This is a genomic window from Pantanalinema rosaneae CENA516 (assembly GCF_050753385.1).
In the GTDB taxonomy this organism is placed as follows: domain Bacteria; phylum Cyanobacteriota; class Cyanobacteriia; order Leptolyngbyales; family Leptolyngbyaceae; genus Pantanalinema; species Pantanalinema rosaneae.
Map to the genome: position 1 here is coordinate 14914 of NZ_JBLZFZ010000069.1, position 22780 is coordinate 37693.

Sequence of the window (22780 nt, forward strand, 5' to 3'; positions counted from 1 at the left end):
TACCTGATCGGATCAAGGGAGTGTTCATCGCTCGACTTCAGCTAATAATTTGTAATGAGCGAAATATGGATGCTATCACTATTTAGAGCCAGCGATCGCCGGTTCTCAGGGTTGAGACTATTTACCCAAGCCAGTTTGTTCCAGCGCCTGCTGCATTGCCTGCCGTTGTTCAGCATCATAACTCCAGCGTTCCAGAAATGTCTGATACTCTCCAGTCCCGGTTGTGAGGCTATGCCAGAGGTGCTGGGCATGGGTCTGTAATTCTGGTAGCTGAAGCAGTTGGATAAATTGTGCTGATCGTGCTCTGACTCGATCGGAGCCCTGCGCCAGATCCTCATGCTGATTGCGGCGGTGGGTGATTGCCATTGCCGTAGACATCGCCAGATTTTTGATCAGTAGCGGAGCCACGATCGCAGGCGCGGTTTTCAGGGCATTGACGATAGCTGGATTGGGGTAATCGGCAAAGGGACGATCGTCACTTAAATAAGTGACAAAAAAGCCCCGGGCACCATTTTCAGTGCTAACTAAAGCCCGGAGCACCAGTTCAATTTCAGAACTGGATAACTCCTCCTGTGCCATCTGCTCTAGCAAGGCTTGCGTCACGGCGATCGCCTGCTCAAAACTAATGGCTTCCGGGATATTGAATACAGACTCAACTGTCATCTTCGGGAATCTCTGGGTATGATTTACGAGTATGGCAATAATCTCCTCTAAAAAACAGCCTGCTGATTCTAACGGTCAGGAGCCATCGGCAGCAGTACCGAATGTCAATTCCCCGGAGCCAACGGCTGAGGCGATAGGGGCGCGATCGCCTGCTAAAACAGCCCCGGCTACCGAACCCCTGCTAAAACCCGAGGCGAAACCTGAGGAAAACGGTCAACCGGAAGAGAGTTTACGCCCCCGCCGTCTGGCAGAATACATCGGGCAAAAAGATCTGAAAGAAGTTTTGGATATTGCCATCCGGGCAGCCAAAGCCAGAAACGAGTCGTTAGATCACTTGCTGTTGTATGGACCACCGGGGTTAGGCAAAACCACGTTATCGCTGATCTTGGCGGCTGAAATGGGCGTGGGCTGCAAAATTACCACGGCTCCAGCTCTGGAACGCCCCCGGGATATTGCCGGACTATTAGTTAATCTCCAGCCTGGAGATGTCTTGTTTATTGATGAAATTCACCGATTGCCGAAAGTGACGGAAGAAATTCTCTATCCGGCAATGGAAGATTTTCGGCTAGATGTGATGATTGGTAAGGGATCGAGTGCCCGGACGCGATCGGTGCCGCTACAACGGTTTACCTTGGTGGGGGCAACCACCCGCGTGGGTGCTTTGACCTCACCCCTGCGCGATCGCTTTGGTTTAATTCAACGGTTGCGCTTCTATGAGCAGGAAGAACTGACGCAGATTGTCTTGCGGACAGCGACGTTACTGAATACGCCAATTAGTCCGGATGGTGCAGGGGAAATTGCCCGTCGGGCGCGGGGAACCCCTCGGATTGCCAATCGGCTGTTGAAGCGAGTGCGGGATTATGTGGAAGTCAAAGCAACCGGAGTCATTACCCAAACGATCGCGGCGGAAGCGTTGGAACGGTTTAATGTTGATCCCTGTGGACTGGATTGGACGGATCGGCGTTTACTAAGCGTCATGATCGAAAACTTTAACGGTGGTCCGGTGGGGCTGGAAACCATGGCAGCCGCGACGGGTGAAGATGCCCAGACGATCGAGGAAGTCTACGAACCCTACCTGTTACAAATTGGTTATTTGAATCGGACGCATCGGGGACGCATTGCTACGGCTGCTGCCTGGAAACACCTGGGCTACCAGCCTCCCGATAGCCAACTTTCCCTGTTGTAATCTCCCTATCCTCTCTCATCTTCAACTCATTTTCCTATAGGTGCTTATGGTGTCGCGAATCCTGAACTCCTTACTGGCATTGCTATTGGTTATGCTGCTCTGGTCAGTACCGCAAACGGCAATCGCCGCAACCTCTGCTGCCACCGAAAAACCAACTGAGGTGAGTCAGCCATCGGTACTGGATTTGTTTGAGGAATTGAATGAGTTATCCAGTCAAGCGTTAAAGGCGACGAACGAAGGTGATTTTCCAACGGCTGAAACCTATTGGACAAAGCTGATTGAGCGATTTCCCGATAATCCAGCCGCCTGGAGTAATCGGGGAAATGCCAAAGTCAGTCAGAACAAGTTAGAAAGTGCGTTAGCAGATTATCAAAAGGCGATCGAGTTAGCTCCTCAGTCTCCTGACCCCTATCTGAACCGAGGCATTGCGCTAGAAGGCTTGGGACGATGGGAAGCTGCGATCGCGGATTACAACAAAGTATTGGAACTCAGTCCGAATGATCCGATTGCCTTAAATAATCGGGGTAATGCAAAAGCTGGGTTTGGGGAATGGGATCAAGCCATCGTGGACTACAAACAAGCGGCTGACTTAGCTCCCACCTATGCCTTTGCCCGAGGTAATTATGCCCTGGCACTGTATCAAACGGGTGATACTGCCGAAGCGATCCGCACCATGCGAAATTTAGTCCGCAAATATCCGCAGTTTGCCGATATGCGGGCATCCCTCACCGCCGCCCTCTGGACAGATGGTAAGCAAGGGGAAGCGGAAAGCCAATGGGTATCGGCGATCGGGCTAGACTCCCGCTACAAAGACCTGGATTGGCTAAAAAATATCCGTCGCTGGCCGCCAGCTATGGTCGCGGCGATGGAGAAGTTCCTCAGCCTGAAATCGTAATCCCTGCCTGGAGATAGCAACCACCTCCCTATCTCCCTATCTCCCTATCTCCCTATCTCCCTATCTCCCTATCTCCCTATCTCCCTATCTCCCTATCTCCCTATCTCCCTATCTCCCTATCTCCCTATCTCCCTATCTCCCTATCTCCCTATCTCCCTATCTCCCATTCATCAACTTCCTAACAACCGCTCGATCGCTCCCGGCGTTAGCTCCTGCACATTGTCTAACACCATCTCTGCTCCGGCTTGCCTGAGGGTGGCAGCATAGGTATCTCGGTGTTCGGCGTTGGTTTGGGCATGGGGAGGAATCACGCCAACTCCAAACCAGGAGCGATCGGGATATTGCTCTCGGGCGTGTTTTGCCGTGAACATATCGGCAACGGTATCTCCCACATAAATTACGGGCGATCGGGATTCCAGGGATACCTGTAATCGCTCGACGGTCTGTTGCAGTCCAGTCGGATCAGGCTTGCCGGGGGCATCCTCCATCGCGACTAGGACGGGAGCCTGTAACCCCAGGCGTTTTTCCAACACATAGCCCGCCGAACCCCGAGTAGCGCCACTGAAAAACCCCCACTGGATGCCTGCTTGCGTCAAACTATCCAGGTAAGTGGCTGTCATCAACAAGGGTTCCTGGCAGATATAGCCATTCCAGTGAACTGGATCAGTGCCGCGATACCGGGATTGGAAAAACGCCACTAGTTCTTCATAGGTGAATGTAGTCCTCGGATCACTTTGAACACTTGAGCGCGATCGTCCTTGGGACTCAAAATAGCGATAAATCATTTCCTGGGAAGCTTCCCAATCGTTATTCCAGCGGCCTTCGGTTTTCAGGTCATCGATATCTTCCTGGGAAGGACGATAGGCTGCTTGCGTAAATTGTTCTACGGTGTCGGCAAGCGCTCGGCGGTAGGAACCGCTAACATCCCGCACCACGCCATCAATGTCAAACACCACGATCGCTGTTTTGATCACTGGCAACCCTACCTCTCTATTTATCCTTAAACGCTTCAGAAACTATACTGTCTCCTGGGTTCATCACTGCGCTGCTCAAAAAATATCGCTTTCCAGTTATCCTGATGCCTTAAATTCAGGCGGCAATCTTTAGAATTCCTCTTTTACCAAGTCGAACCATTGCGGTAGAATGGTCGATTGTAACGAATTGACGATTCTGGGTTGTTGCTGGAGGTTAGATTGCCGAAGTTTATTCTGAAAGTTCTGTGGTTAGATGAGAACGTTGCTCTTGCGGTTGATCAGGTTGTGGGTAAGGGAACTAGCCCCCTAACCTCTTATTTTTTCTGGCCCCGTAATGATGCGTGGGAACAGCTCAAAAATGAGCTAGAAGCGAAGCACTGGATTTCTGAGGTTGACCGGGTAGAACTGCTGAACAAAGCCACTGAAGTGATTAATTACTGGCAAGAGGAAGGCAGAAACCGTCCGATGGCAGAGGCTCAGGCGAAGTTTCCTGAAGTGACCTTCACCGGTAGCGCCTAAAGGTGCAAAGAAAAATTCCAGGCAATTGCCTCTGGACAAACCAGACTTCCAGATAGCTTCAGCTAGTCTAGCCGCCCTGACTCACGGAATGGTAGAGTGAGGGCGGCTTCACTTTGTTGAGGGATGCAGGCTAGATTACAGGACTGTTTCTGAGGTCAGAGTGAATTCCAGACTCTAGCTCTTAAACTTTGAACTGACAGCCTGAGAGCGGATCACAACTGGTTCACTGCCCTAGGGTTTAGATGGCAGATGCTTGGCAATTTGACGATCGGCATTGCGATCGTGGGTGTCACTCAGCATTTAGCAGAATCTTGTCAAATTAATTGAGACTTTGGCGATGATTTGATACGGTTTATTACAGTTGGTTGCTATTCTTTTACATTCTTGTATTCTTGCAGCTTTGAAATTCTCTAGGTAGGCAGCTTCATGACAATGACCATTACCCCTGATCAGGTTGACCGGATCGTTTGGAATCAGCATCATGATCCCTTTGAAGTGCTGGGTCCCCATCAAACTGAGCAAGATGGTAAGACTACCTGGGTTGTACGTACCTACCAACCGACTGCTGAAGCTGTTTGGGTGGTCTGCCCGGAGGAACGGAAGGAATATCCGATGCAGACGATTCATCACCCGAACTTTTTTGAATGCACGATCGAGACTCCCGAATTAGCCAACTATCAGTTACGGCTGAAAGAGGGTGAGCATGAACGGGTCATCTACGATACCTATGCCTTTCGATCGCCGATGCTGACGGATTTCGATCTGCATCTGTTTGGGGAAGGTAACCACCATCGGATTTACGAAAAGATGGGGGCGCACCTGACCGAACAAAATGGTGTTAAGGGGGTTTATTTTGCGGTTTGGGCTCCCAATGCCCGCAATGTCTCCGTCATTGGTGACTTCAACTATTGGGATGGTCGCAAGCACCAGATGCGTAAAGGTTCCAGTGGGATTTGGGAACTGTTCATTCCTGGCTTAGGAGAAGGCGACCACTATAAATATGAAATTAAGAACTGGGAAGGTCATATTTACGAGAAGTCTGACCCCTATGGCTTCCAGCAAGAAGTCCGCCCCAAAACCGCTTCGATTGTCACTAATTTAGATTCCTATACCTGGAACGACCAGGATTGGATGGAGCAACGTCGCCATGCCGAGCCACTGACTCAACCGATTTCGGTCTATGAAGTGCATTTGGGTTCCTGGCTCCATGCCTCTTCCGCCGAGCCTGCCCGACTGCCCGATGGAACTGAAGAACCTGTGGTGATTACGTCAGAACTGAATCCGGGAGCGCGGTTCCTGACTTACCGAGAAATGGCAGATAAGCTAGTTCCTTATGTAAAGGAATTAGGCTTTACCCATATTGAGCTACTGCCCGTGGCGGAACATCCGTTTGATGGTTCGTGGGGCTATCAGGTGACAGGTTATTTTGCGGCGACCTCTCGCTTCGGTCGTCCTCAGGATTTGATGTACTTGATCGATTTATGCCACCAGAATGGCATCGGGGTGATCGTGGACTGGGTGCCCGGTCACTTCCCCAAAGATGGGCATGGACTGGCGTTCTTTGATGGTAGCCATCTGTATGAATATCCCGATCCTCGCAAAGGGGAACATAAAGAGTGGGGAACGCTCGTTTTTGATTATGGGCGGAATGAAGTTCGGAATTTCTTAGTTTCCAATGCCCTGTTCTGGTTCGACAAGTATCATATTGACGGGATTCGGGTAGATGCGGTGGCATCCATGCTGTACCTGGATTACCTCCGGAAAGATGGCGAATGGATTGCCAACCAGTACGGTGGTCGAGAAAACCTGGAAGCGGCTGATTTCCTAAGGCAGTTGAACCATACGATCTTTAGCTATTTTCCGGGTGTCCTGACGATCGCGGAAGAATCCACATCCTGGCCGATGGTCTCCTGGCCGACCTACGTGGGTGGTTTAGGGTTTAACCTGAAGTGGAACATGGGCTGGATGCACGACATGCTGGATTACTTCAGTATGGATCCCTGGTTCCGGCAGTTCCACCAGAACAACGTTACCTTTAGTATCTGGTATCACTACAGCGAAAACTTCATGCTGGCGCTGTCCCATGATGAGGTAGTGCATTGTAAGAGTGCCATGATCGGTAAAATGCCGGGGGATGAATGGCAAAAGTTCGCGAATGTGCGCTGTCTGTTTACTTACATGTTCTGCCATCCCGGTAAGAAGACCCTGTTCATGAGCATGGAGATTGGGCAGTGGAGCGAGTGGAATGTCTGGGGCGATCTGGAATGGCACTTACTGCAATACGAATCCCATCAAAAACTGAAGTATTTCTTCAGTCAGTTAAACCATTTGTATCGCACTGAACCCTCTCTCTACTCGCAGGACTTCGGGCAAAATGGCTTTGAATGGATCGACTGTAGCGATAATCGCCATAGTGTGGTGTCCTTCATTCGCTGGGCAAAAGATACGGGCGAGTTTGTGGTGACGGTTTGCAACTTTACGCCGCAACCCCATGCCCACTACCGCGTTGGTGTTCCAGAATGGGGCTTCTACTCAGAACTGTTTAACAGTGATGCCCGTGATTTTGGCGGTAGCAATATGGGGAATCTCGGTGGTAAGTGGTCTGAGGAATGGTCGTACCATAATCGTCCCTACTCGATCGATCTATGTTTGCCTCCATTAGGCGTGTTGGTTTTAAAACTAGATCGAGAGAAGACTGATGCTGCGATCGCGGCGATGGAAGCAGAAAAGGCTAAACAACTGAAAGCATTTTCTAGTGGCTCCACAACGGACGAAGCGTAACACGTCTGTCAACAGATGAAGTGATTGCTCATAGGTCATGACTTATGAGCAATTGCTTGTCATCTTGATAAACCCTCAATAGCACGATCGCCCATCAACCGGAGTTGGACGATCGCCCGCTTTGCGAATGGCTCCCAGTAGGGTGGAAATGACAAGGCAGCGTTTGGCGGTGCCGCCACTTTTGCTGGAAAAGGTAATTCGTCCCAGTTGCCCATTCACGCGTCCCTCATGGTTGAATTGCACCCGATACAAACCATTCACCTGGGATAACGTCGTTTCTGTATCGATCTGAATGGCGGTATCAAGATTTTTCCACTGGGCTTCGCTGGGTAACTCATTAGCCGGATGATTTGCCCATTGCACATTGCCACGATGATTCCGCAGACTGGTGACCCAAATGCTACGGCTTTGTTTCGCCTGACTCTGTGCCTGTCGCATGGCTTGCAGCAGTTCGGATTGAGCAACATTTAACCGTTGTGTATTCATCATCCGACTGCTGACTGGTGCCGCGATCGCTAAAATCATGCCCCCGATCGCTACCATTACCAGCACTTCTAGCAGGGTGAACCCAGATGTAGACGAACGAAATTTGAACCGCCGATGCAGGGCGGCTCCAGCTAGCTGGCTCATGGTAGATACTCCTAAAATCTCTAAGTCGTCTTATTTTCAGCCGCTAGAGCATTTAGGAGCATCGAGGCAATTGGGGATTCTTAAGAGAAAAAATTACGGTTTATTTGTACGGGGGTTCACATACGGGGTCGTAGGTAAGCGAGATGTTATCACTACCTAGGCGATACTCGATATAGGTCGTAATTACCCCATCTCCTAAACACGCTTTGTAGGCGGCAAACCCTTCATGTCCCCCGGAGACTCGAAGTTGTTTCAAAATGGGTGGCTGATAGCCAAAGATGTAGTTAAAAAAGGCTTTAGGGTCGTAGGAGAACGAGCCAGTTTCCGGTGTACGGGGAGCAAGCCAGATAGTTTTGACCCGATCGTTGACATAGGTCATGCCAAACTGTCCCTGTACCGGAAAAGTAGGGAATATACGGCGAATGGGGCGGGCTGAGTAAAAATAAGTTTTCTGCTGTGGATTGGTGGCCGATGTCTCAATTTTGAGTGGGCGCCCAAAGTAGCGTTGAATGGTTTGTGGGGTTTGGTTCAATACATAACGTCCGGCTAAGGCTGGCGCAGCAAACCAGCCACTGAGTAGTAGACAGCCAATGCTAAGAGTAATCGTCAGAAGAGTGGCTTGAGTTCGTTTCATAACGGGATATAGAAGGGGGTATTGGAGTTTTCAAGCAGAACTGAGTGGGTTTCGGAAGGGCGATCGTTACAAACTATCAATCCCGCCTGGCTGCCCGGATTGGTTACACGGCAAGATGTAGTGAGTTAACAGCTTCCAGTGAAAGGTGGATGGCTGGAAGTGGGGCAATACTCTTGACTGGGATAATGCAGTATGGGCAGGCGGCAGTGGGTTTCCTGGCAACGTCGAGGGCGGCAATGGCTCAAAGCCGTTTATAACTTTCTGCGATCGCAGCTATGGGTAAGGCGTTCCTGGTTTTGGCGGGGTGTCCTGATTCTGAGTGTGTTCCTCCTGGGGGTACGATCGCTGCCCTATCTCGCCCCAATCCGAGCCAGGGATTTAGTCCAGGATCAGCAGGCGATCGCATTCAGCGATCGTCAGGGATTACCGTTAGGAACACTGCTGACGCGCGATCAGGAACACACCGTTGCCGTTGAGTTAAACCAGGTATCGCCCTATTTTCTCCAGGCAATTATTGCGGCTGAAGATCGACGGTTTTATCAGCATGGGGCGTTGGATGAACGCGCGATCGTCCGAGCGATCTTAGAAGCGATTCAGGCGCGGCAAGTCATGAGTGGGGCTTCTACCATCACCATGCAACTAGCACGCATGTTGGAGCCAGCCCCGCGTGACCTACCCAGTAAGCTGAAGGAAATTTGGCTCTCCTGGCGGCTGGTAGCCGGAATGAGCCAGGATGAGATTCTGCGGGCTTACATTAATCGGTTGCCGATGGGTGGTAATGTTTACGGCGTAGAAGCGGCTGCTCGGAGTTACTTTGGCATTCCGGCGCAGGATTTGACGATCGCCCAAGCCAGTTTGCTGGCAGGGATCCCCAATGACCCCAATCGGCTTCATCCTTACGATCACTGGTCAGCGTTAAAAAAACGTCAGCGCTATGTGCTGGAGCAAATGATCAAGGCAGGGCATCTGACCCAAACCGAGAGCGATCGCGTCTATACCGAAGCGATTTCCCTGCAACCCCGGCAACAGGGAATCATTGCCGCGCCTCATTTCTTGTTTTGGTTAGCCAGCCAATTGACCGATCCTCCGGCGCAGGTTCGCACAACGATCGATCGTCCCCTGCAACAATTTGTGGAAACTCAGGTACAGCAGGTGATTGGTAGCCTGACCGCTCAAAATGTTCACCATGCGGCGGCATTGGTGATCGATAACGAGTCGGGTGATGTGCTGGCTTATGTAGGGTCGCCGGACTACTTCGCCGAAGCCCAGATGGGGCGGAATGATGGCGTTCAAGCCCTACGACAACCCGGTTCGACGCTGAAACCGTTCCTGTATGAATTGGCACTGGAAAATCAAACGATTCGTCCTAATACCGTTTTAGCCGATGTACCGACCCGGTATGCCATTCCCGGGGCTCGGTTGTATACTCCTGCGGATTATAGTGAAACCTTTCAGGGACCCGTCCGGGTTCGGGTGGCTCTGGCAAACTCGCTGAATATCCCCGCAGTGCGGATTTTGGAAAAGGTGGGTGTCCCAGCATTTTTAGAGCGGCTGCATCAACTGGGCTTTGTTCACCTGACGCGATCGCCCGATCATTACGGATTAGGGCTGACGCTCGGTAGTGGGGAAGTCAACCTATGGGAATTAGCACAAGCCTATGTGACGATCGCCCGGAGCGGAGCCGCCATTCCGCTCAACACCAAAATTTTAGACTCTTCCCCATCTTCTCTGTCTTCCCCATCTCCCTCATCTGCCTCACCGGCACTCTCCTCTCCCTCCCCCACCCCCTGGCAACTGATCACCGACATGCTAAGTGACTCCCACGCCCGCGCCAAAGCCTTTGGGGTAGACTCTTTGCTAACCTTGCCTTTTCCGGCAGCAGTCAAAACGGGAACCTCGTCCGACTTTCGCGATACCTGGACCGTTGGATTTACCAGTGACTATACTGTAGCGGTTTGGGTCGGGAATTTTGATAGTGCCCCGATGCAGAAGGTGTCTGGGGTGACGGGAGCGGCTCCCTTATGGCATCGGATTATGTTGCATTTACATGAACAACGAGAACCTGCGGCGTTTCCAGTTCCAGAGGGAATGGTCAGCCGACCGATCTGTGCTGTATCCGGAGCGCGACCTCATCCGGTATGTCCCGCGATCGTGGCAGAATATTTTGCCCCGGCGGATCTGGCTGAATACGAACGCCAACCTGATCCGTTCTATCAGGTAGTGCAGACTCATAATGGCAAACCGCAATATCGTTTTCAGCTTCCTCCGGAGTATCACGAGTGGTTAGCGATGCAGCCTGCAAGTGTGCGCGTAACCAATGTCGTAACGAACTCAGCTTTGAAAATCATTACACCCGGTAATGGAGACGTGTTCTTGATGTCACCGCCTGCGACCAGGACAGCTGCGATCGCCCAAACGGCGGCAATGGAACGGTTAGAGTTCAAACTGGCAGCGATGCCAGCTCAACCCGTGGAGTGGCGGTTAAATGGGCAACGGTTAGCCACCCAGACCGCGAGTTCTGTGTTTTGGACATTACAACCAGGGAACTGGATTTTACAGGTAAAAAGTGGTGACCAAACGGATCAGGTGCAGTTTCAGGTGGAAGTAGCCGATGCCCGATCGCAGACTCGGCGCGGGTTTTCGTTTCAGCCAAGGAATTGATAGATTGCTGCTAATGTTCTGTGGTAAGAAATTCGGTAGTTGCGCGTCTGTCCGATCGCATCCGATCAAGCATTTAAGCGGAAGGCAATCGTCCGTGGATCGGGGATAGTGGGGATAGCAGCCAAATCAAAAGCATCTTGCTAGAGGATAGAGAAATTCAGTGCTGCCATGTGGCTCAAATTGGTTAACCGCATCACCGCTCAAGTGTTGGGCAAGGTTCCGCTGCGTACCGTTATGGTCGTGCCGTTTGTGCTGCAAATTGTTGGTACGGTTGGACTGGTTGGCTACCTGTCATTTCGGAATGGTCAGCAGGCAGTGGGTGAACTAGCGAATCAGTTAATGGCTGAGGTCAGCGATCGCACCCGACAACACCTGGAATCCTACACGGCTCTGCCACAAAATATTGTAGAACTGGTGGTGGATGACCTGGAGTTAGGCAATATTACGCTGCAAGAACAGGATCTACGATCGCTCGATCGGTATTTCCTCAAACGGGTTGAAACCTTTGACGCAGCCAGCTTCATTTATGTTGGAGATGAACAGGGTAAGTTCATTGGTGCAGGCCCCACGCGACGCAATGGTCAGTTGTCCTACATTATTGAGGTCACGGATGGTACGACCCAGGGCAACTATCTTTCCTATGCCACGAATGCCCAGGGGCAGCGAACAACGCAAATTGGGGTAAGTCCAAATTATGATCCCCGTCGTCGTCCCTGGTATAAGGCGGCGGTGCAAGTAGGTAAGGCAACCTGGAGCGAAATTTATGCCTTCATTGGGGAGGCGAACAGCGGACTGACGATTACGGCGGTGAAGCCCTTTCGCGATCGTCAGGGGCAGTTAGCAGGGGTGGCGGCTGTAGATTTATATCTCAATGACATTAGTGCATTTCTACAGCGCTCTAGCCTGACGCGCTCCGGAGAAATTTTCATCCTGGAGCCGAATGGGTTACTGGTGGCTAGTTCGAATCAGCAGCCCACCTACACCGTTGCGCCGAACGGGACGCTCAAACGGCGATCGGCGTTGACTACGGCGGATCCATTTATTCGGACGACGGTGCAGCAGTTAGAAGCAGAGGTAGGTGGCGTACATCGGATTCAAACACCTCAACGGTTAGATGTGCAGGTAGATGGGCAACGCCGCTTTGTGCAAGTGATGCCTTGGCGGGATGCGTTTGGGCTGAATTGGCTGATTGTGACAGCGGTTCCAGAATCGGAATTTATGGGACAAATCCATGCCAATACCCGGTTAACGCTGGTGCTATGCGGAGTGGCGTTAGTGATCGCGGTGATGATTGGGATTGCCACCGCCCGGTGGGTGATCTCGCCAATCTTGTACTTAAATACAGCCGCTAAGGAGATCGCTTTGGGAAAGTTACATCACCCCGTTGAGATGCAGCGATCGGATGAAGTGGGAGAACTGGCAAAATCCTTTGATGATATGGCAGAGCAACTTCAGACCTCCTTTGCTGCCCTACAACATAGTGAAGGGAAGTATCGTCGGTTGACTGAGAATATCCCCGGCGTAATTTATCGCTATTATGTGCGGACGGATGGCAGGGATGGCTTTCTGTATATCAGCCCTCGCTTTCGGGATTGGTTTGAAACGGATCCTGATCTCATCGTCAACGACCCCAGCCAGCTATGGCGGATGATACCGATCGACGATCTGAAGCTGATCCAGCAAACCGTTCAACAATCGCGGCAAAGTTTACAATCTTGGTCATTGGAGTTTCGGATTACGACAGCCTCTGGCAATCTCAAATGGGTCAATGCCTTTTCTACCCCTGAATTACAGCCCAATGGTGATGTGATTTGGGATGGTGTTGTGATTGATATTACCGATCGTAAACAAATAGAACAATTGCTGGCGGACTATAGCCATACGCTAGAACGGCAGGTACAGGAGCGCACGTTAGCCTTAAAGCAAGAGATTGCCGAGCGCAAAAAAGCCGAAATTGCCCTGCGACGGCTCAATTTAGAACTGGAACATTTAGTGACGCTAGATGGCTTAACGCAGGTTGCCAACCGCCGCCAATTTGATGCGTATCTTACCCAGGAATGGAATCGAGCGATCCGCGAACAATCGCCGTTATCGTTGATCCTGTGTGATGTGGACTATTTCAAAGCCTATAACGATCACTATGGTCATCAAAAAGGAGATGAGTGTCTATATCAGATTGCTCAGGCAATGAGTCTCTTGGTGAAGCGCCCCACGGATTTAGTTGCCCGCTACGGGGGCGAAGAGTTTGGCATCATTTTGCCCTATACCGATGCAGCGGGAGCCTATGTGGTGGCAGAAACGATTCGGCAGGGGATTGCTCACCTGAAACTGTCCCATGCCCAGTCCGCCGTCAATGGCTATGTCACACTGAGTTTGGGGGTAGCGACGATCGTCCCAACGTTAGATTTATTGCCAGATGTCCTGATTACTGCGGCAGATACCGCCCTCTATCGGGCAAAACACCAAGGACGAGACTGTACAGTATTTGATGCTGCCTGAGGAGAAATTTGGTGATTGAGAGGTCTGGGTGTGAGCTTGTTTTTTGATCAGGATAATGGGTTGCAGCAGCTAGGCGATCGCTTGCTGGAAAGCGTTTGGGCTGCCTTTCCGGGGTTAGCGCGTAACCAGTTGGCTCTGACCTGGTTGGTCTACGATCCACCGTCGCCGATGAATACGGGGGGAGCGCTAACGGCAGAAGCTTTCTGGCAATATACGCCGCGAGGGTATAGCTACCGGGGGGTAGAACGCATTGATCCGGCAGGCATTGTCAGGTTGTTTTACCTCGTTGCGGTGCAGGAGTGGCTAGAACGAGGTATGGCACAGCCATCCGCCGAACTCGATCGGGCGGTTCGAGACATGATCGTGGATGCGAGTCATGATGCTACGAGTTTAGTGGTAGATGTATTGACCGGAACAACCAGTGGGCCGGAACTTGCCCCGGGGCCCTTTGCCACCTGGAAAGTCCAACGTAATTTGATCAATCGCTACTTGGAATCCTTTGGGTGGACGGAATTTCAGACGATTAATATTAATCAAAAAACCTGGTGTGATGGTGCCTATGGGCGAGAGCGGATATTTCTAGGGGAATTGCTGGATAACCGAAATATGTTGACCACGATCGCCACCGCTCGCTTGCTGCATAGTATCGTCGGTGGGGTGGCTGTCTCAGCAATCCGATCGCAGACAATGATGAATTTATTCCGGCGATCGTTGACGGTGGAATCGCGATCGCCACAGCTCAATCATCCAATTACGGGCTTTTTGGGGGCGGGTTTACCAATGGATGCCTGCCTCTGGTCAACGGCTACAGAAACTCCTCAAGTGCGGCATGATGCGGCTTACATTGAGCTTCCTGACTGCCATCCTTACCTGTTAGTGGTATTTATGGACAGTAGGGAGTTCAGCAAGAATGAATCCATCCTGCCCTTTATTTCACGGCAAGTGGTGGAAGGGATGCGATCGCTCAGCCATAGTGTCGTCTAGAGCCGCGAACTGACTCAAATCAGGATTGCGTCTGTCTATCCACCACCGGCTTTACTCGGCTACAACAGGTTACAGGCTATTGCGGATTAACCTTATCTACGGTTGTCAACTTACCGTCTGCTTCTACCCGCCAAACGTCATAGACCCCGACGACATCTCCATTTTCGTCAATATCAACGTTGCCGCTAGCCCCCTGGTAGTTGATCTCCTGCCCATCTCTCAGGAGTTTCAGAGCTTCACAGACATCGGAAACCTCGACTCCGGGAGCATTGGCGACATCCCGCAGCTTAGACTTAATGGCATCCCCGGTGTTGGCTTGGGCAGCTTGAGCGGCTAACGCCAGAAGGGCGGCGGCATCCCAGGATTGAGCCGCATATTCCACCGGAGGTCTACCAAACTTTTCCTGCCATTGCTTGGTGAATGCCTCCAGGGCTTTACCGTCTGCACCGGGAATCGTCCCGATCGCCCCGGTGATAATAAATTTGCCATCACTGGTTTTACCCACCTGACCCGGAAACTGTTCTGACTTAGAGCCATCGGTTAGCAGCACCTGGACTCCCTGACTTAATCCCTGTTGGTAAGCGGTTTTTAACAGTAATGCGCCAGTTTCTGCATAGGCGATCGCGGCAACGGCTTCCGGTTTACCTGCGAAGGCAGCTTGGACTTCCGTATCAAACGTCGTGGCTTTGGGATCATAGCGAGTGGGCTTGGCTTTATTCGTCACCTGACCACCCAACTTTTCAAATGCCTGGATAAACTCCTTCTCAAACCCAACGCCGTAATCGTTATTGATCACGATCGTGGCAGCGGTCTTAAACCCCCGTTCATGGGCCAATTTGGCGAGGGCCTGTGCCTGGTAGGTATCTGGGGGAGCGGTACGTGCCCAGTAACCCTGAAAATCACCCTGGCGAGCCCGTTCGGTGAATACAGGACTGGTGCTGCCCGGAGAAATCAGCATCACCTTATTGCGGACGGCAATCGGCGCGGCGGCAGAGGACACACTACTGGCAAACGACCCCACGACTCCGGCTACCCGATCGACTTCGGCGAGCTTGGTCATGCCTTCTGCCCCTGCCGAGGGATCGGTCTGATCATCGGTATTGGGGACTAGAGTGATTGGCGACCCATTGACCCCACCGCATTGATTCACAGTTTCTACCAGTAAGGGTACTGCCCCTAACATGGGTTGTCCGACCGATGCCAGATCCCCTGTAGCCGGGAGCAAAGAGCCAATCTTTAAGCTGTTGGTGGTTGTCGCGGTGGGGGACTCCTGACAGGCGGCGGCAAAAAATCCGCTAATGATGGTGATTAAGCCTAGCGCGATCGCTCCCCGTAGCTTAAACCGACTCGTTAAGACTGACTTGTGCATGAATCTCCGACCTCCTCAACACGCCACATTATTCACACGATTATAGGGATTAGGTGTGACGTTGATTGTTGCCAATTGAAAATTACTATGATCGGGTAATAATTCAGCACCAATTACCCAGGATCAATCGAGGCGACTAACCCAGTGCTTTTCTGGCTAGTCAGCCTAAGATATTTTGTTGAAAAACGGAGAGGGAGGGATTCGAACCCTCGGTACGGCCTTTCGATCCGTACAACAGATTAGCAATCTGCCGCTTTCGACCACTCAGCCACCTCTCCAGGTGACGAGAAACCATCATAGCAGATCTCGCCTATATGTGAATCATCCAGACAACAAAATCGCGATTTATTTAGCCGCACGTTGGCAATTTTAGATGCAGTCGATACTGCAAGAGCCAGAACCGGGGCAATTAGCGACCTACCAGTTCTGGCTCTCGGGATGTAAATGATTGATGTAATCGGCTAATTTTGCTGCGGCTGTGACCCGTGTGGCGTGATCGGCGGGAATCAGCAAACCGCCAGCGTTAAACAGGCGAGTAATCCAGCGACGAGGTAAAACAGCGCTACAATCCGGGGTTCTGACCAGCCTTCCAGCACCAGATGGTTATGGAAAGGAGACATTCTAAACAACCGTTTGCCAATGCCATCAGGACCTTTAGTGGCTTTGTAGTAGCTGACCTGAGCAATTACCGATAGGGTTTCTACCAGAAATAGCCCGCCTAAGATCACCAGTGCAAATAAGTTATTACTCAGAAGTGCGATCGCGGCTAGTGCCCCGCCGATCGCCAGTGACCCCGTATCTCCCATGAAAACACGGGCAGGGTTGCGGTTATGGATTAAGAAACCGAGGCAACTGCCACTGAAGCAGGCACACAGCAGCATTAACTCCGGATGATTGGGGGCAATCAGGGCACCCAAACCCAGGAAGGCGATCGCGGCGGTGCCACCGGCTAAACCATCCAAGCCATCCGTCAGGTTCGTCGCGTTGCTTTCGGCAACCAGAACAAATCCGGCTAAGAGCCAGAACACGAAGCCCAGAGGAAGAGTTAATCCCAGAGGCAGGGCGATGCTGGTCATGCTCTCGGGTTGGGTCACTTTCATCCAGAGACAAAAGGCAACGGCGATCGCAATTTGCAAATTCAGTTTCGTGCGGGGAGAAATTCCTTTATTCGACTTCCGCCGAATAATTTGCCAATCGTCTAACCAGCCGATCGCGGCATAGCCGCAGGTGAGCACAGAAACCGCAACAACCGGAGCCGAAAACCCAGACCAACAGAGAGCCACGACTAGCGCGACGGGAATAAAGAAAATGCCGCCCATTGTTGGGGTGCCAGCTTTCTTCAAATGAGCTTGCGGACCGTCTTCCCGAATAATTTGTCCGGCTTTTAAGGCTCGGAGCATGGGCACGACCCAAATTCCTAAGGCGGCAGAGGCGACGGCAGAGACCCAGATTGGTAGGGTTAGGGAGAATAGTTCAAACGGCGATCGTCCGGCTGCCCAGTCAAGCAAGAGTGCCGCCACCCCTAATCCAGTCACCAGTAGAACGAACAACAGGGTTCCTGAAAGTTTGGTTGATCGACTAGTAAGAAATTTCGCGTCCACAGGATTTCACTTCACTCCACACACTTCACACACCAGCGATGACGGTCAGGATCAAAAGACGCGTTAATAATGCAGACTCATCAATGATTTGTCAATACTCTTTCCTAGTCTTCTAGATCCAAATCATCATCATCTTCATCTAGATCAAACGAGCCATCATCCGTTGCCATCAACTCGTTAATTTCTTCTTCATCATCAACATAGTCAAAATCGGCATTGTCCCGTGCCAGCAAACGACCCGATTGCTCCAACCAATCTAGAATGGAGGTATCGTGCCGTTCTGGAATTACGCTAGCTCGCTGAAACCTTGGCTCTTCGCGCAGAGAGGGATTGTATGTCATAAAACCTTAAGGTCAGATAGAAACGATGGTTACGGTACCGAAACCAATATGCCACAGACGCACTGCTGATGATAGGCATGATGATGAAACACCCAGAGTGTATCACCATTACAATACATTGCAATATTTACTTAAACCTTATCTGAGTTTAGGATGCCCTGCCAAGTTTCGTGGGAAACAGATGCGGTTCTGACTTGGGAGAGAGTTGGAGTTAAGGAGAGGCAGGTCGGGAGGTTCGCAAAGTAGGGAGGTTGGGAAGATGGGGAGGATAGGGCGGTAAAGCAAGGCATGATGGCTTTCGGTGGATTACAGAGTGCCGATCGCCCTGGGCTGATTCAAGACCAATCATCATAAGGACTTACGATCATGCTGGGTAAAGCAGAATTACTAGAAGCGATCGCAGGCAAAAATCGGGGATTGTTGGTAACGGAGACGGGCAAGCAGTCGATTCTAGCCGCCGTTGCCCAATTGGAAGATCGGAACCCTACGCCCCGTCCGGTGGAAGCGGGAGAGTTATTGGATGGCGATTGGCGTTTGCTTTACACCACGAGTCGCGGCATTTTGGGCCTTGATCAGTTGCCGTTGCTGAAGTTAGGGCAGGTCTATCAATGTATTCGGGTAGCTGAAGCCAGAGTTTACAATATTGCTGAAGTGTATGGATTGCCCTTTTTAGAGGGGTTGGTCAGTGTCGCTGCCCGCTATATGCCAGTGTCCGATCGCCGTGTGGATGTGATTTTTGAGCGATCGGTGTTGGGATTGCAACGATTAGTCGATTATCAGTCGCCAGCCAACTTTATTCGCCAACTAGAATCCGGGCAACGGTTGCCTGCGATCGACTTCAATATTAGTAATCGCGATCAGCAGGGTTGGTTAGATATTACCTACCTGGACAAAGATCTGCGGATTGGGCGGGGGAATGAAGGTAGTGTATTTGTATTGACGAAGGAATAGTTGAGGGAACGGGTGTCGGAATGCAGTCAGCAGATCTGAATCAGGCAGCGATCGTCACGACTCAAGCAATGACTCAAACGGTTGTGAGCTTACCTGTTTCCAGCTTTCCCATGCGGTTGTCTCAAACTCAACTGAGCTTGTTAACCACCTGCCCCCGCAAATTTCAACATATTTATTTAGAGCAGTTAGCGGCACCCACCGATCTAGCCCAACAGGAACGGCAACAGCAGGGTAGTCAGTTTCACCTGTTATTGCAACAGTGGCAGCTTGGTTTACCTGTAGAACCGATGTTGCAAGCTGACGATCGTTTACGGCAGTGGTTTCACTCGTTTACGCAAGCGGCTCCAGAGATCCTGGCGTTGTTGCCAGAGGGGAGTGAAGTGTGGCAGCAGACGGAACACGATCGCACTCTGGAGTTTCAGGGCTACTTACTTTCAGTGCGTTATGATTTGCTGCTGTCGAATCCCTGGACTGCCAGAATTCTGGACTGGAAAACCTATCCGCGTCCACGTCAACCGGAGCAATTGTGGCAAAGCTGGCAAACGCGGCTGTATCTGTTTGTGTTAGCTGAAACCAGTCCCTATAGCCCTGATCAGCTTTCCATGATCTACTGGTTTTTCCAAACTCCAACGCTAGGTGATCAGTCCGCACCGCCACCTCAGAGTTATCAGTTGAACTATAGTTGCGATCGACATGAGCAAACTCGGAAAGACTTGATTCGTTTACTGGATCAATTGACTGATTGGTTAGCCCACTATCACCAGGGCGAAGCCTTTCCCCAAATCAATACTGGCATTGACCAATGCCAAATGTGTAATTTTGTTGTGCGCTGCGATCGACAGGCAATTGAGCAATCCAATCCAATCTCTGAATCATCAAATCGAGTGAATACATTCTCCTCATTTGAACTTCCCAACTTGGAAGATATTCAAGAGATTCCCTTAGAATTGATTTAAAGAAAGCAATGATTTTCCATTTTAATCATTTGCCTGGGGTGTTGGAATATTTGTATTTCGCGTTAAGAGATATATCAGATAAAAAGCCACTAAGTCTGTGATAAATCCTGGAATTAACAGCAGAATTACACTTGCAAAAAATTGATAGAGATCTATCATCTGCTTTTGAAAATTAGGGTCTGCATATCGTCGAGTTTTCTCTTCTTCATTCAACTCAACTATTATCTTCATCTGATCTAAGAAAGGCTTAACCTTCTTCCAATGAAACCACAGAATGATCAACCCTAAAATATTAGAAACCGCAAATAGTGAATAGGTGACTACCGCCCCAACTACCTTAGTCAATAAAATAGTTGTACCAACTTCAACAAAGGGGATTAAAACAAATGCTGCTATTAGGTTGACTTTATTAAACATAATTACTTTCTTCAGTTTTCTCTTGCTTAAACGACCTATTATCTAAATATGAGTTTTCAGACAACCTTACGACAAAATATTTTCTGTTCTAAATCCTTTTTCTAATCTACTTTTTTGTATGCTTTAGCATATATCAACTTACTTTCTCATCTTGTTTATCCTTCTGATTCGCTATTATGACAGATGCTACTAAAGAGGTTGAATTACCCCCGATCGATATCCGGGATATGGAAATTGATGATCTGGCTCCAGTCTTTCATCTCGGTGAAACGCTGTTTACCAGTGACCTGTATCCCTATATCTATCGCACCTGGGATCAGTGGGAAGTGATCGGGTTATTTAATACCGATCCGGAGTATTGTCTGGTGGCAGAGGTGCAAGACCAATTGGCTGGGTTCATTCTCGGCACGATTATCAATAAAACCTCCTGGACCTATGGCTACATTACCTGGCTAGGAGTGAATCCAGCGTTTCAGCGGCGAGGCATTGCCGACAAGTTAGTCGATAAGTTGGTCGAACGGATGATCGATGATGGGGCGCGGTTCATGATGGTGGACACCGACCCGGAGAATACACCCGCGATCAAGTTCTTTTCTCGCAAAGGCTTTGGTAATGTGCGGAAGCATGTGTTCCTCTCGATGAACCTGAGCAAACACGATTACTATGGCAAATTGATTGCTTACGAACGCGAGAAAGCCGAACGGGCAGTTTGGAAGCGTCCCCGTCGCCGTCCGAATAAATCTTGAATTCAGACAGGTCGATCGCACCGAGATAAACAATCGTTGCTAGGGTAGAACCACTCCTATTGCTGTAATTCCCCATGCCCGACTCATTTGTGCAATGGCAGATCCATCCAACAGTTGAGTTACCGGATGCCTTTCGGCAGGCGATCGCCCGTCAGTTGGCTGGCAGTCCAGGGGAACATCTGGCGCAACTGCTGTGGCAACGGGGCATTCGTGATCCCCAACAATTAGCGGGCTTCCTGAATCATCAGCACTATCAGCCCACCAGCCCCTTCGAGTTTGGGCAGGAGATGACCTGGGCGGTCGATCGCTTGCAGCAAGCCCGAATTCAATCGGAAGTGGTGGCAATTTGGGGCGATTTTGATGCTGATGGTGTGACAGCAACCTCCGTGTTATGGGATGGTTTGGGACAATTTTTTATTCCCGACCAAACCCTGGTTTACTACATTCCCAATCGTCTGACGGAATCCCACGGACTCTCGCGATCGGGGATTGATACCCTACAGACAAAAGGGTGTCAGCTGATTGTCACCTGCGACACAGGTAGCACAAACCTGGCAGAAATTGAGTATGCTGGCGAACTGGGAATGGATGTGATCGTCACGGATCATCACACCTTACCCAGCGATCGTCCGCCTGTTACCGCCATTATTAATCCCCGCTATTTACCAACCGAGCATTCGCTCTATCACCTGTCGGGAGTTGCCGTTGCCTACAAGTTAGTCGAAGCGCTGTATCAAACCCTGCCGGATGTACCGCAAAAGCCCCTGGAGGAGTTGTTAGATTTAGTGGCGATCGGGCTAATTGCTGATCTCGTAGAACTGAAAGGCGATTGCCGTTATCTGGCACAACGGGGCATTGAACAACTGCAAAAGCAATCAGGGACATTAACCATAACTCGCCCTGGGATCGCCAAACTGCTAGAACTGTGTAAGCGCAGCGGCGATCGTCCCACCGATATTTCCTTTGGCTTAGGGCCGCGAATTAATGCCGTCAGCCGAATTCAAGGTGATGCCCATTTTTGTGTCGAACTTTTGACCAGCCAGGACGCTACTCTCTGTCACCAACTGGCTGAAGCGACTGAACTAGCCAATGCCCGTCGCAAAGCTCTCCAAAAAGATGTCCTCCAGCAGGTCAACGATCGCCTATCCCGTTTGGATCTCTCCACTACCTACGCGATCGTCCTGGCCGACGAACAATGGCAACCCGGCGTTCTCGGCTTAGTTGCCGGACAAATTGCCCAGGAATACGGACGACCCACCATTCTCCTCAGCACCTCCGAAACCCCCTTATCTTCCTCACCTTCCCCATTGCCCCTAGCTCGTGGCTCCGCCCGATCGGTCAACAGTATTGACCTCTACCAACTGGTCAAAGACCAGGAACATTTACTGCATCGATTTGGGGGACATCCCTATGCGGCGGGATTAAGTTTACCCGTCGAAAATTTGCCGTTATTTACTGAGGCAATTAATCAACAGTTATGCCAACAATCGGATGCGGTAGCAGCTCCAGCAATTCAAGGCGATCGCATAGTGACGGTGGCAGAACTGGGCAAGGAATTATTTCAAGCCCTGAAGCTGTTGGAACCCTGTGGCATGGGCAATCCTGTCCCCAAATTATTGATTCAAAATTGTTGGTTTGAGCAGGTCTGGAATAGGAATATTCAAGATTGGAAAGGGGGAACCGTTCGTTATATCAAAACGGAGTTCACGGTACGGGATGATTCTACGTCGGAAGGATTTGCAGGGCTGTGGTGGGGACATTACAAAGACGAAGTGCCCACTGGACGGTGCGATGCGATCGTCGAATTAGACAGCAATAATTACAAAAAACGCTACGAAGTTCGCCTAATTGCCGTTCGTCCTGCCGCCAATGCCCCGGCTCTTCAACCCGCTACTGACCAAACCTGGATTCTCGACTGGCGCTCCCCCACCTCCCCCACTGTCTCTTATACACCATCTCCGAGCCCACGAGAC

At 50.7% G+C, this 22780-nt stretch carries 19 protein-coding genes and 1 tRNA gene; 11 read left to right on the plus strand and 9 right to left on the minus strand.

Features of this window, described 5'->3' with window-relative positions; translation table 11 throughout:
• Nucleotides 1-117: 117 nt before the first annotated feature.
• Nucleotides 118-663, minus strand: coding sequence for a hypothetical protein (locus ACN4EK_RS27425; protein WP_431661517.1), 546 nt, complete (start codon nucleotides 661-663; stop codon nucleotides 118-120).
• 31 nt (nucleotides 664-694) lie between these two features.
• Here ACN4EK_RS27425 and ruvB point away from each other — a divergent pair, with 31 nt between their 5' ends.
• Nucleotides 695-1849 carry a Holliday junction branch migration DNA helicase RuvB gene (gene ruvB / locus ACN4EK_RS27430; RefSeq protein WP_431661518.1) on the plus strand — a complete coding sequence of 385 codons (1155 nt, stop codon included), beginning with the start codon at nucleotides 695-697 and terminating at the stop codon, nucleotides 1847-1849.
• 46 nt (nucleotides 1850-1895) lie between these two features.
• Nucleotides 1896-2744, plus strand: a complete 849-nt coding sequence (locus ACN4EK_RS27435) for a tetratricopeptide repeat protein (protein ID WP_431661519.1) — start codon at nucleotides 1896-1898, stop codon at nucleotides 2742-2744.
• A 170-nt stretch (nucleotides 2745-2914) separates the two neighbouring features.
• Here ACN4EK_RS27435 and ACN4EK_RS27440 read toward each other — a convergent pair whose 3' ends face one another.
• On the minus strand, nucleotides 2915-3718 hold the full coding sequence (locus tag ACN4EK_RS27440; protein WP_431661544.1) for a TIGR01548 family HAD-type hydrolase: 804 nt from the start codon (nucleotides 3716-3718) through the stop codon (nucleotides 2915-2917).
• A gap of 219 nt (nucleotides 3719-3937) precedes the next feature.
• On the opposite strand from ACN4EK_RS27440, the gene ACN4EK_RS27445 reads away from it, so the two are divergent.
• Nucleotides 3938-4237, plus strand: coding sequence for a 30S ribosomal protein PSRP-3 (locus ACN4EK_RS27445; RefSeq protein WP_431661521.1), 300 nt, complete (start codon nucleotides 3938-3940; stop codon nucleotides 4235-4237).
• A 426-nt stretch (nucleotides 4238-4663) separates the two neighbouring features.
• Entirely contained in the window at nucleotides 4664-7018 is a 2355-nt protein-coding gene (gene glgB, locus ACN4EK_RS27450; RefSeq protein WP_431661522.1) for a 1,4-alpha-glucan branching enzyme, read from the plus strand.
• A gap of 75 nt (nucleotides 7019-7093) precedes the next feature.
• Here the strand turns inward: glgB and ACN4EK_RS27455 are convergent, their stop codons facing one another.
• Entirely contained in the window at nucleotides 7094-7648 is a 555-nt protein-coding gene (locus ACN4EK_RS27455) for a pilus assembly FimT family protein (RefSeq protein WP_431661524.1), read from the minus strand.
• A 100-nt stretch (nucleotides 7649-7748) separates the two neighbouring features.
• Complete coding sequence (locus tag ACN4EK_RS27460; RefSeq protein ID WP_431661526.1) at nucleotides 7749-8282, minus strand: hypothetical protein; 534 nt, start codon at nucleotides 8280-8282, stop codon at nucleotides 7749-7751.
• A 192-nt stretch (nucleotides 8283-8474) separates the two neighbouring features.
• On the opposite strand from ACN4EK_RS27460, the gene pbpC reads away from it, so the two are divergent.
• The 3 genes from pbpC to ACN4EK_RS27475 all read left to right on the plus strand — a co-directional run bounded on the left by pbpC (nucleotide 8475) and on the right by ACN4EK_RS27475 (nucleotide 14426).
• Nucleotides 8475-10943, plus strand: coding sequence for a penicillin-binding protein 1C (pbpC, locus tag ACN4EK_RS27465; RefSeq protein ID WP_431661527.1), 2469 nt, complete (start codon nucleotides 8475-8477; stop codon nucleotides 10941-10943).
• A gap of 168 nt (nucleotides 10944-11111) precedes the next feature.
• On the plus strand, nucleotides 11112-13442 hold the full coding sequence (locus ACN4EK_RS27470; RefSeq protein ID WP_431661528.1) for a diguanylate cyclase domain-containing protein: 2331 nt from the start codon (nucleotides 11112-11114) through the stop codon (nucleotides 13440-13442).
• Between the two features lie 30 nt (nucleotides 13443-13472).
• A complete protein-coding gene (locus ACN4EK_RS27475) occupies nucleotides 13473-14426 on the plus strand; it encodes a serine hydrolase (protein ID WP_431661530.1) in 954 nt (317 codons plus the stop codon).
• Between the two features lie 76 nt (nucleotides 14427-14502).
• Here the strand turns inward: ACN4EK_RS27475 and ACN4EK_RS27480 are convergent, their stop codons facing one another.
• From ACN4EK_RS27480 to ACN4EK_RS27495, 4 genes are all read right to left on the minus strand, one after another.
• Complete coding sequence (locus ACN4EK_RS27480; protein ID WP_431661532.1) at nucleotides 14503-15795, minus strand: ABC transporter substrate-binding protein; 1293 nt, start codon at nucleotides 15793-15795, stop codon at nucleotides 14503-14505.
• A 186-nt stretch (nucleotides 15796-15981) separates the two neighbouring features.
• A tRNA-Ser gene (locus ACN4EK_RS27485) sits at nucleotides 15982-16073 on the minus strand.
• A gap of 228 nt (nucleotides 16074-16301) precedes the next feature.
• Nucleotides 16302-17345, minus strand: a complete 1044-nt coding sequence (gene mraY / locus ACN4EK_RS27490) for a phospho-N-acetylmuramoyl-pentapeptide-transferase (protein WP_431661534.1) — start codon at nucleotides 17343-17345, stop codon at nucleotides 16302-16304.
• Nucleotides 17346-17500: 155 nt separating this feature from the next.
• Nucleotides 17501-17737: a DUF3134 domain-containing protein gene (locus ACN4EK_RS27495; RefSeq protein ID WP_431661536.1), complete on the minus strand. Its 237-nt coding sequence runs from the start codon at nucleotides 17735-17737 to the stop codon at nucleotides 17501-17503.
• Nucleotides 17738-18103: 366 nt separating this feature from the next.
• Between ACN4EK_RS27495 and ACN4EK_RS27500 the strand changes: the two genes are divergently transcribed.
• Nucleotides 18104-18688: a PAP/fibrillin family protein gene (locus ACN4EK_RS27500; RefSeq protein ID WP_431661537.1), complete on the plus strand. Its 585-nt coding sequence runs from the start codon at nucleotides 18104-18106 to the stop codon at nucleotides 18686-18688.
• Nucleotides 18689-18708: 20 nt separating this feature from the next.
• Nucleotides 18709-19644 carry a PD-(D/E)XK nuclease family protein gene (locus ACN4EK_RS27505; RefSeq protein WP_431661539.1) on the plus strand — a complete coding sequence of 312 codons (936 nt, stop codon included), beginning with the start codon at nucleotides 18709-18711 and terminating at the stop codon, nucleotides 19642-19644.
• Nucleotides 19645-19665: 21 nt separating this feature from the next.
• Here the strand turns inward: ACN4EK_RS27505 and ACN4EK_RS27510 are convergent, their stop codons facing one another.
• Nucleotides 19666-20061: an FxsA family protein gene (locus ACN4EK_RS27510; protein ID WP_431661540.1), complete on the minus strand. Its 396-nt coding sequence runs from the start codon at nucleotides 20059-20061 to the stop codon at nucleotides 19666-19668.
• A gap of 176 nt (nucleotides 20062-20237) precedes the next feature.
• Here ACN4EK_RS27510 and ACN4EK_RS27515 point away from each other — a divergent pair, with 176 nt between their 5' ends.
• Nucleotides 20238-20807, plus strand: coding sequence for a GNAT family N-acetyltransferase (locus tag ACN4EK_RS27515; protein WP_431661542.1), 570 nt, complete (start codon nucleotides 20238-20240; stop codon nucleotides 20805-20807).
• A 74-nt stretch (nucleotides 20808-20881) separates the two neighbouring features.
• On the plus strand, nucleotides 20882-22780 hold a 1899-nt coding region (gene recJ, locus ACN4EK_RS27520), incomplete at its 3' end, for a single-stranded-DNA-specific exonuclease RecJ (RefSeq protein WP_431661543.1).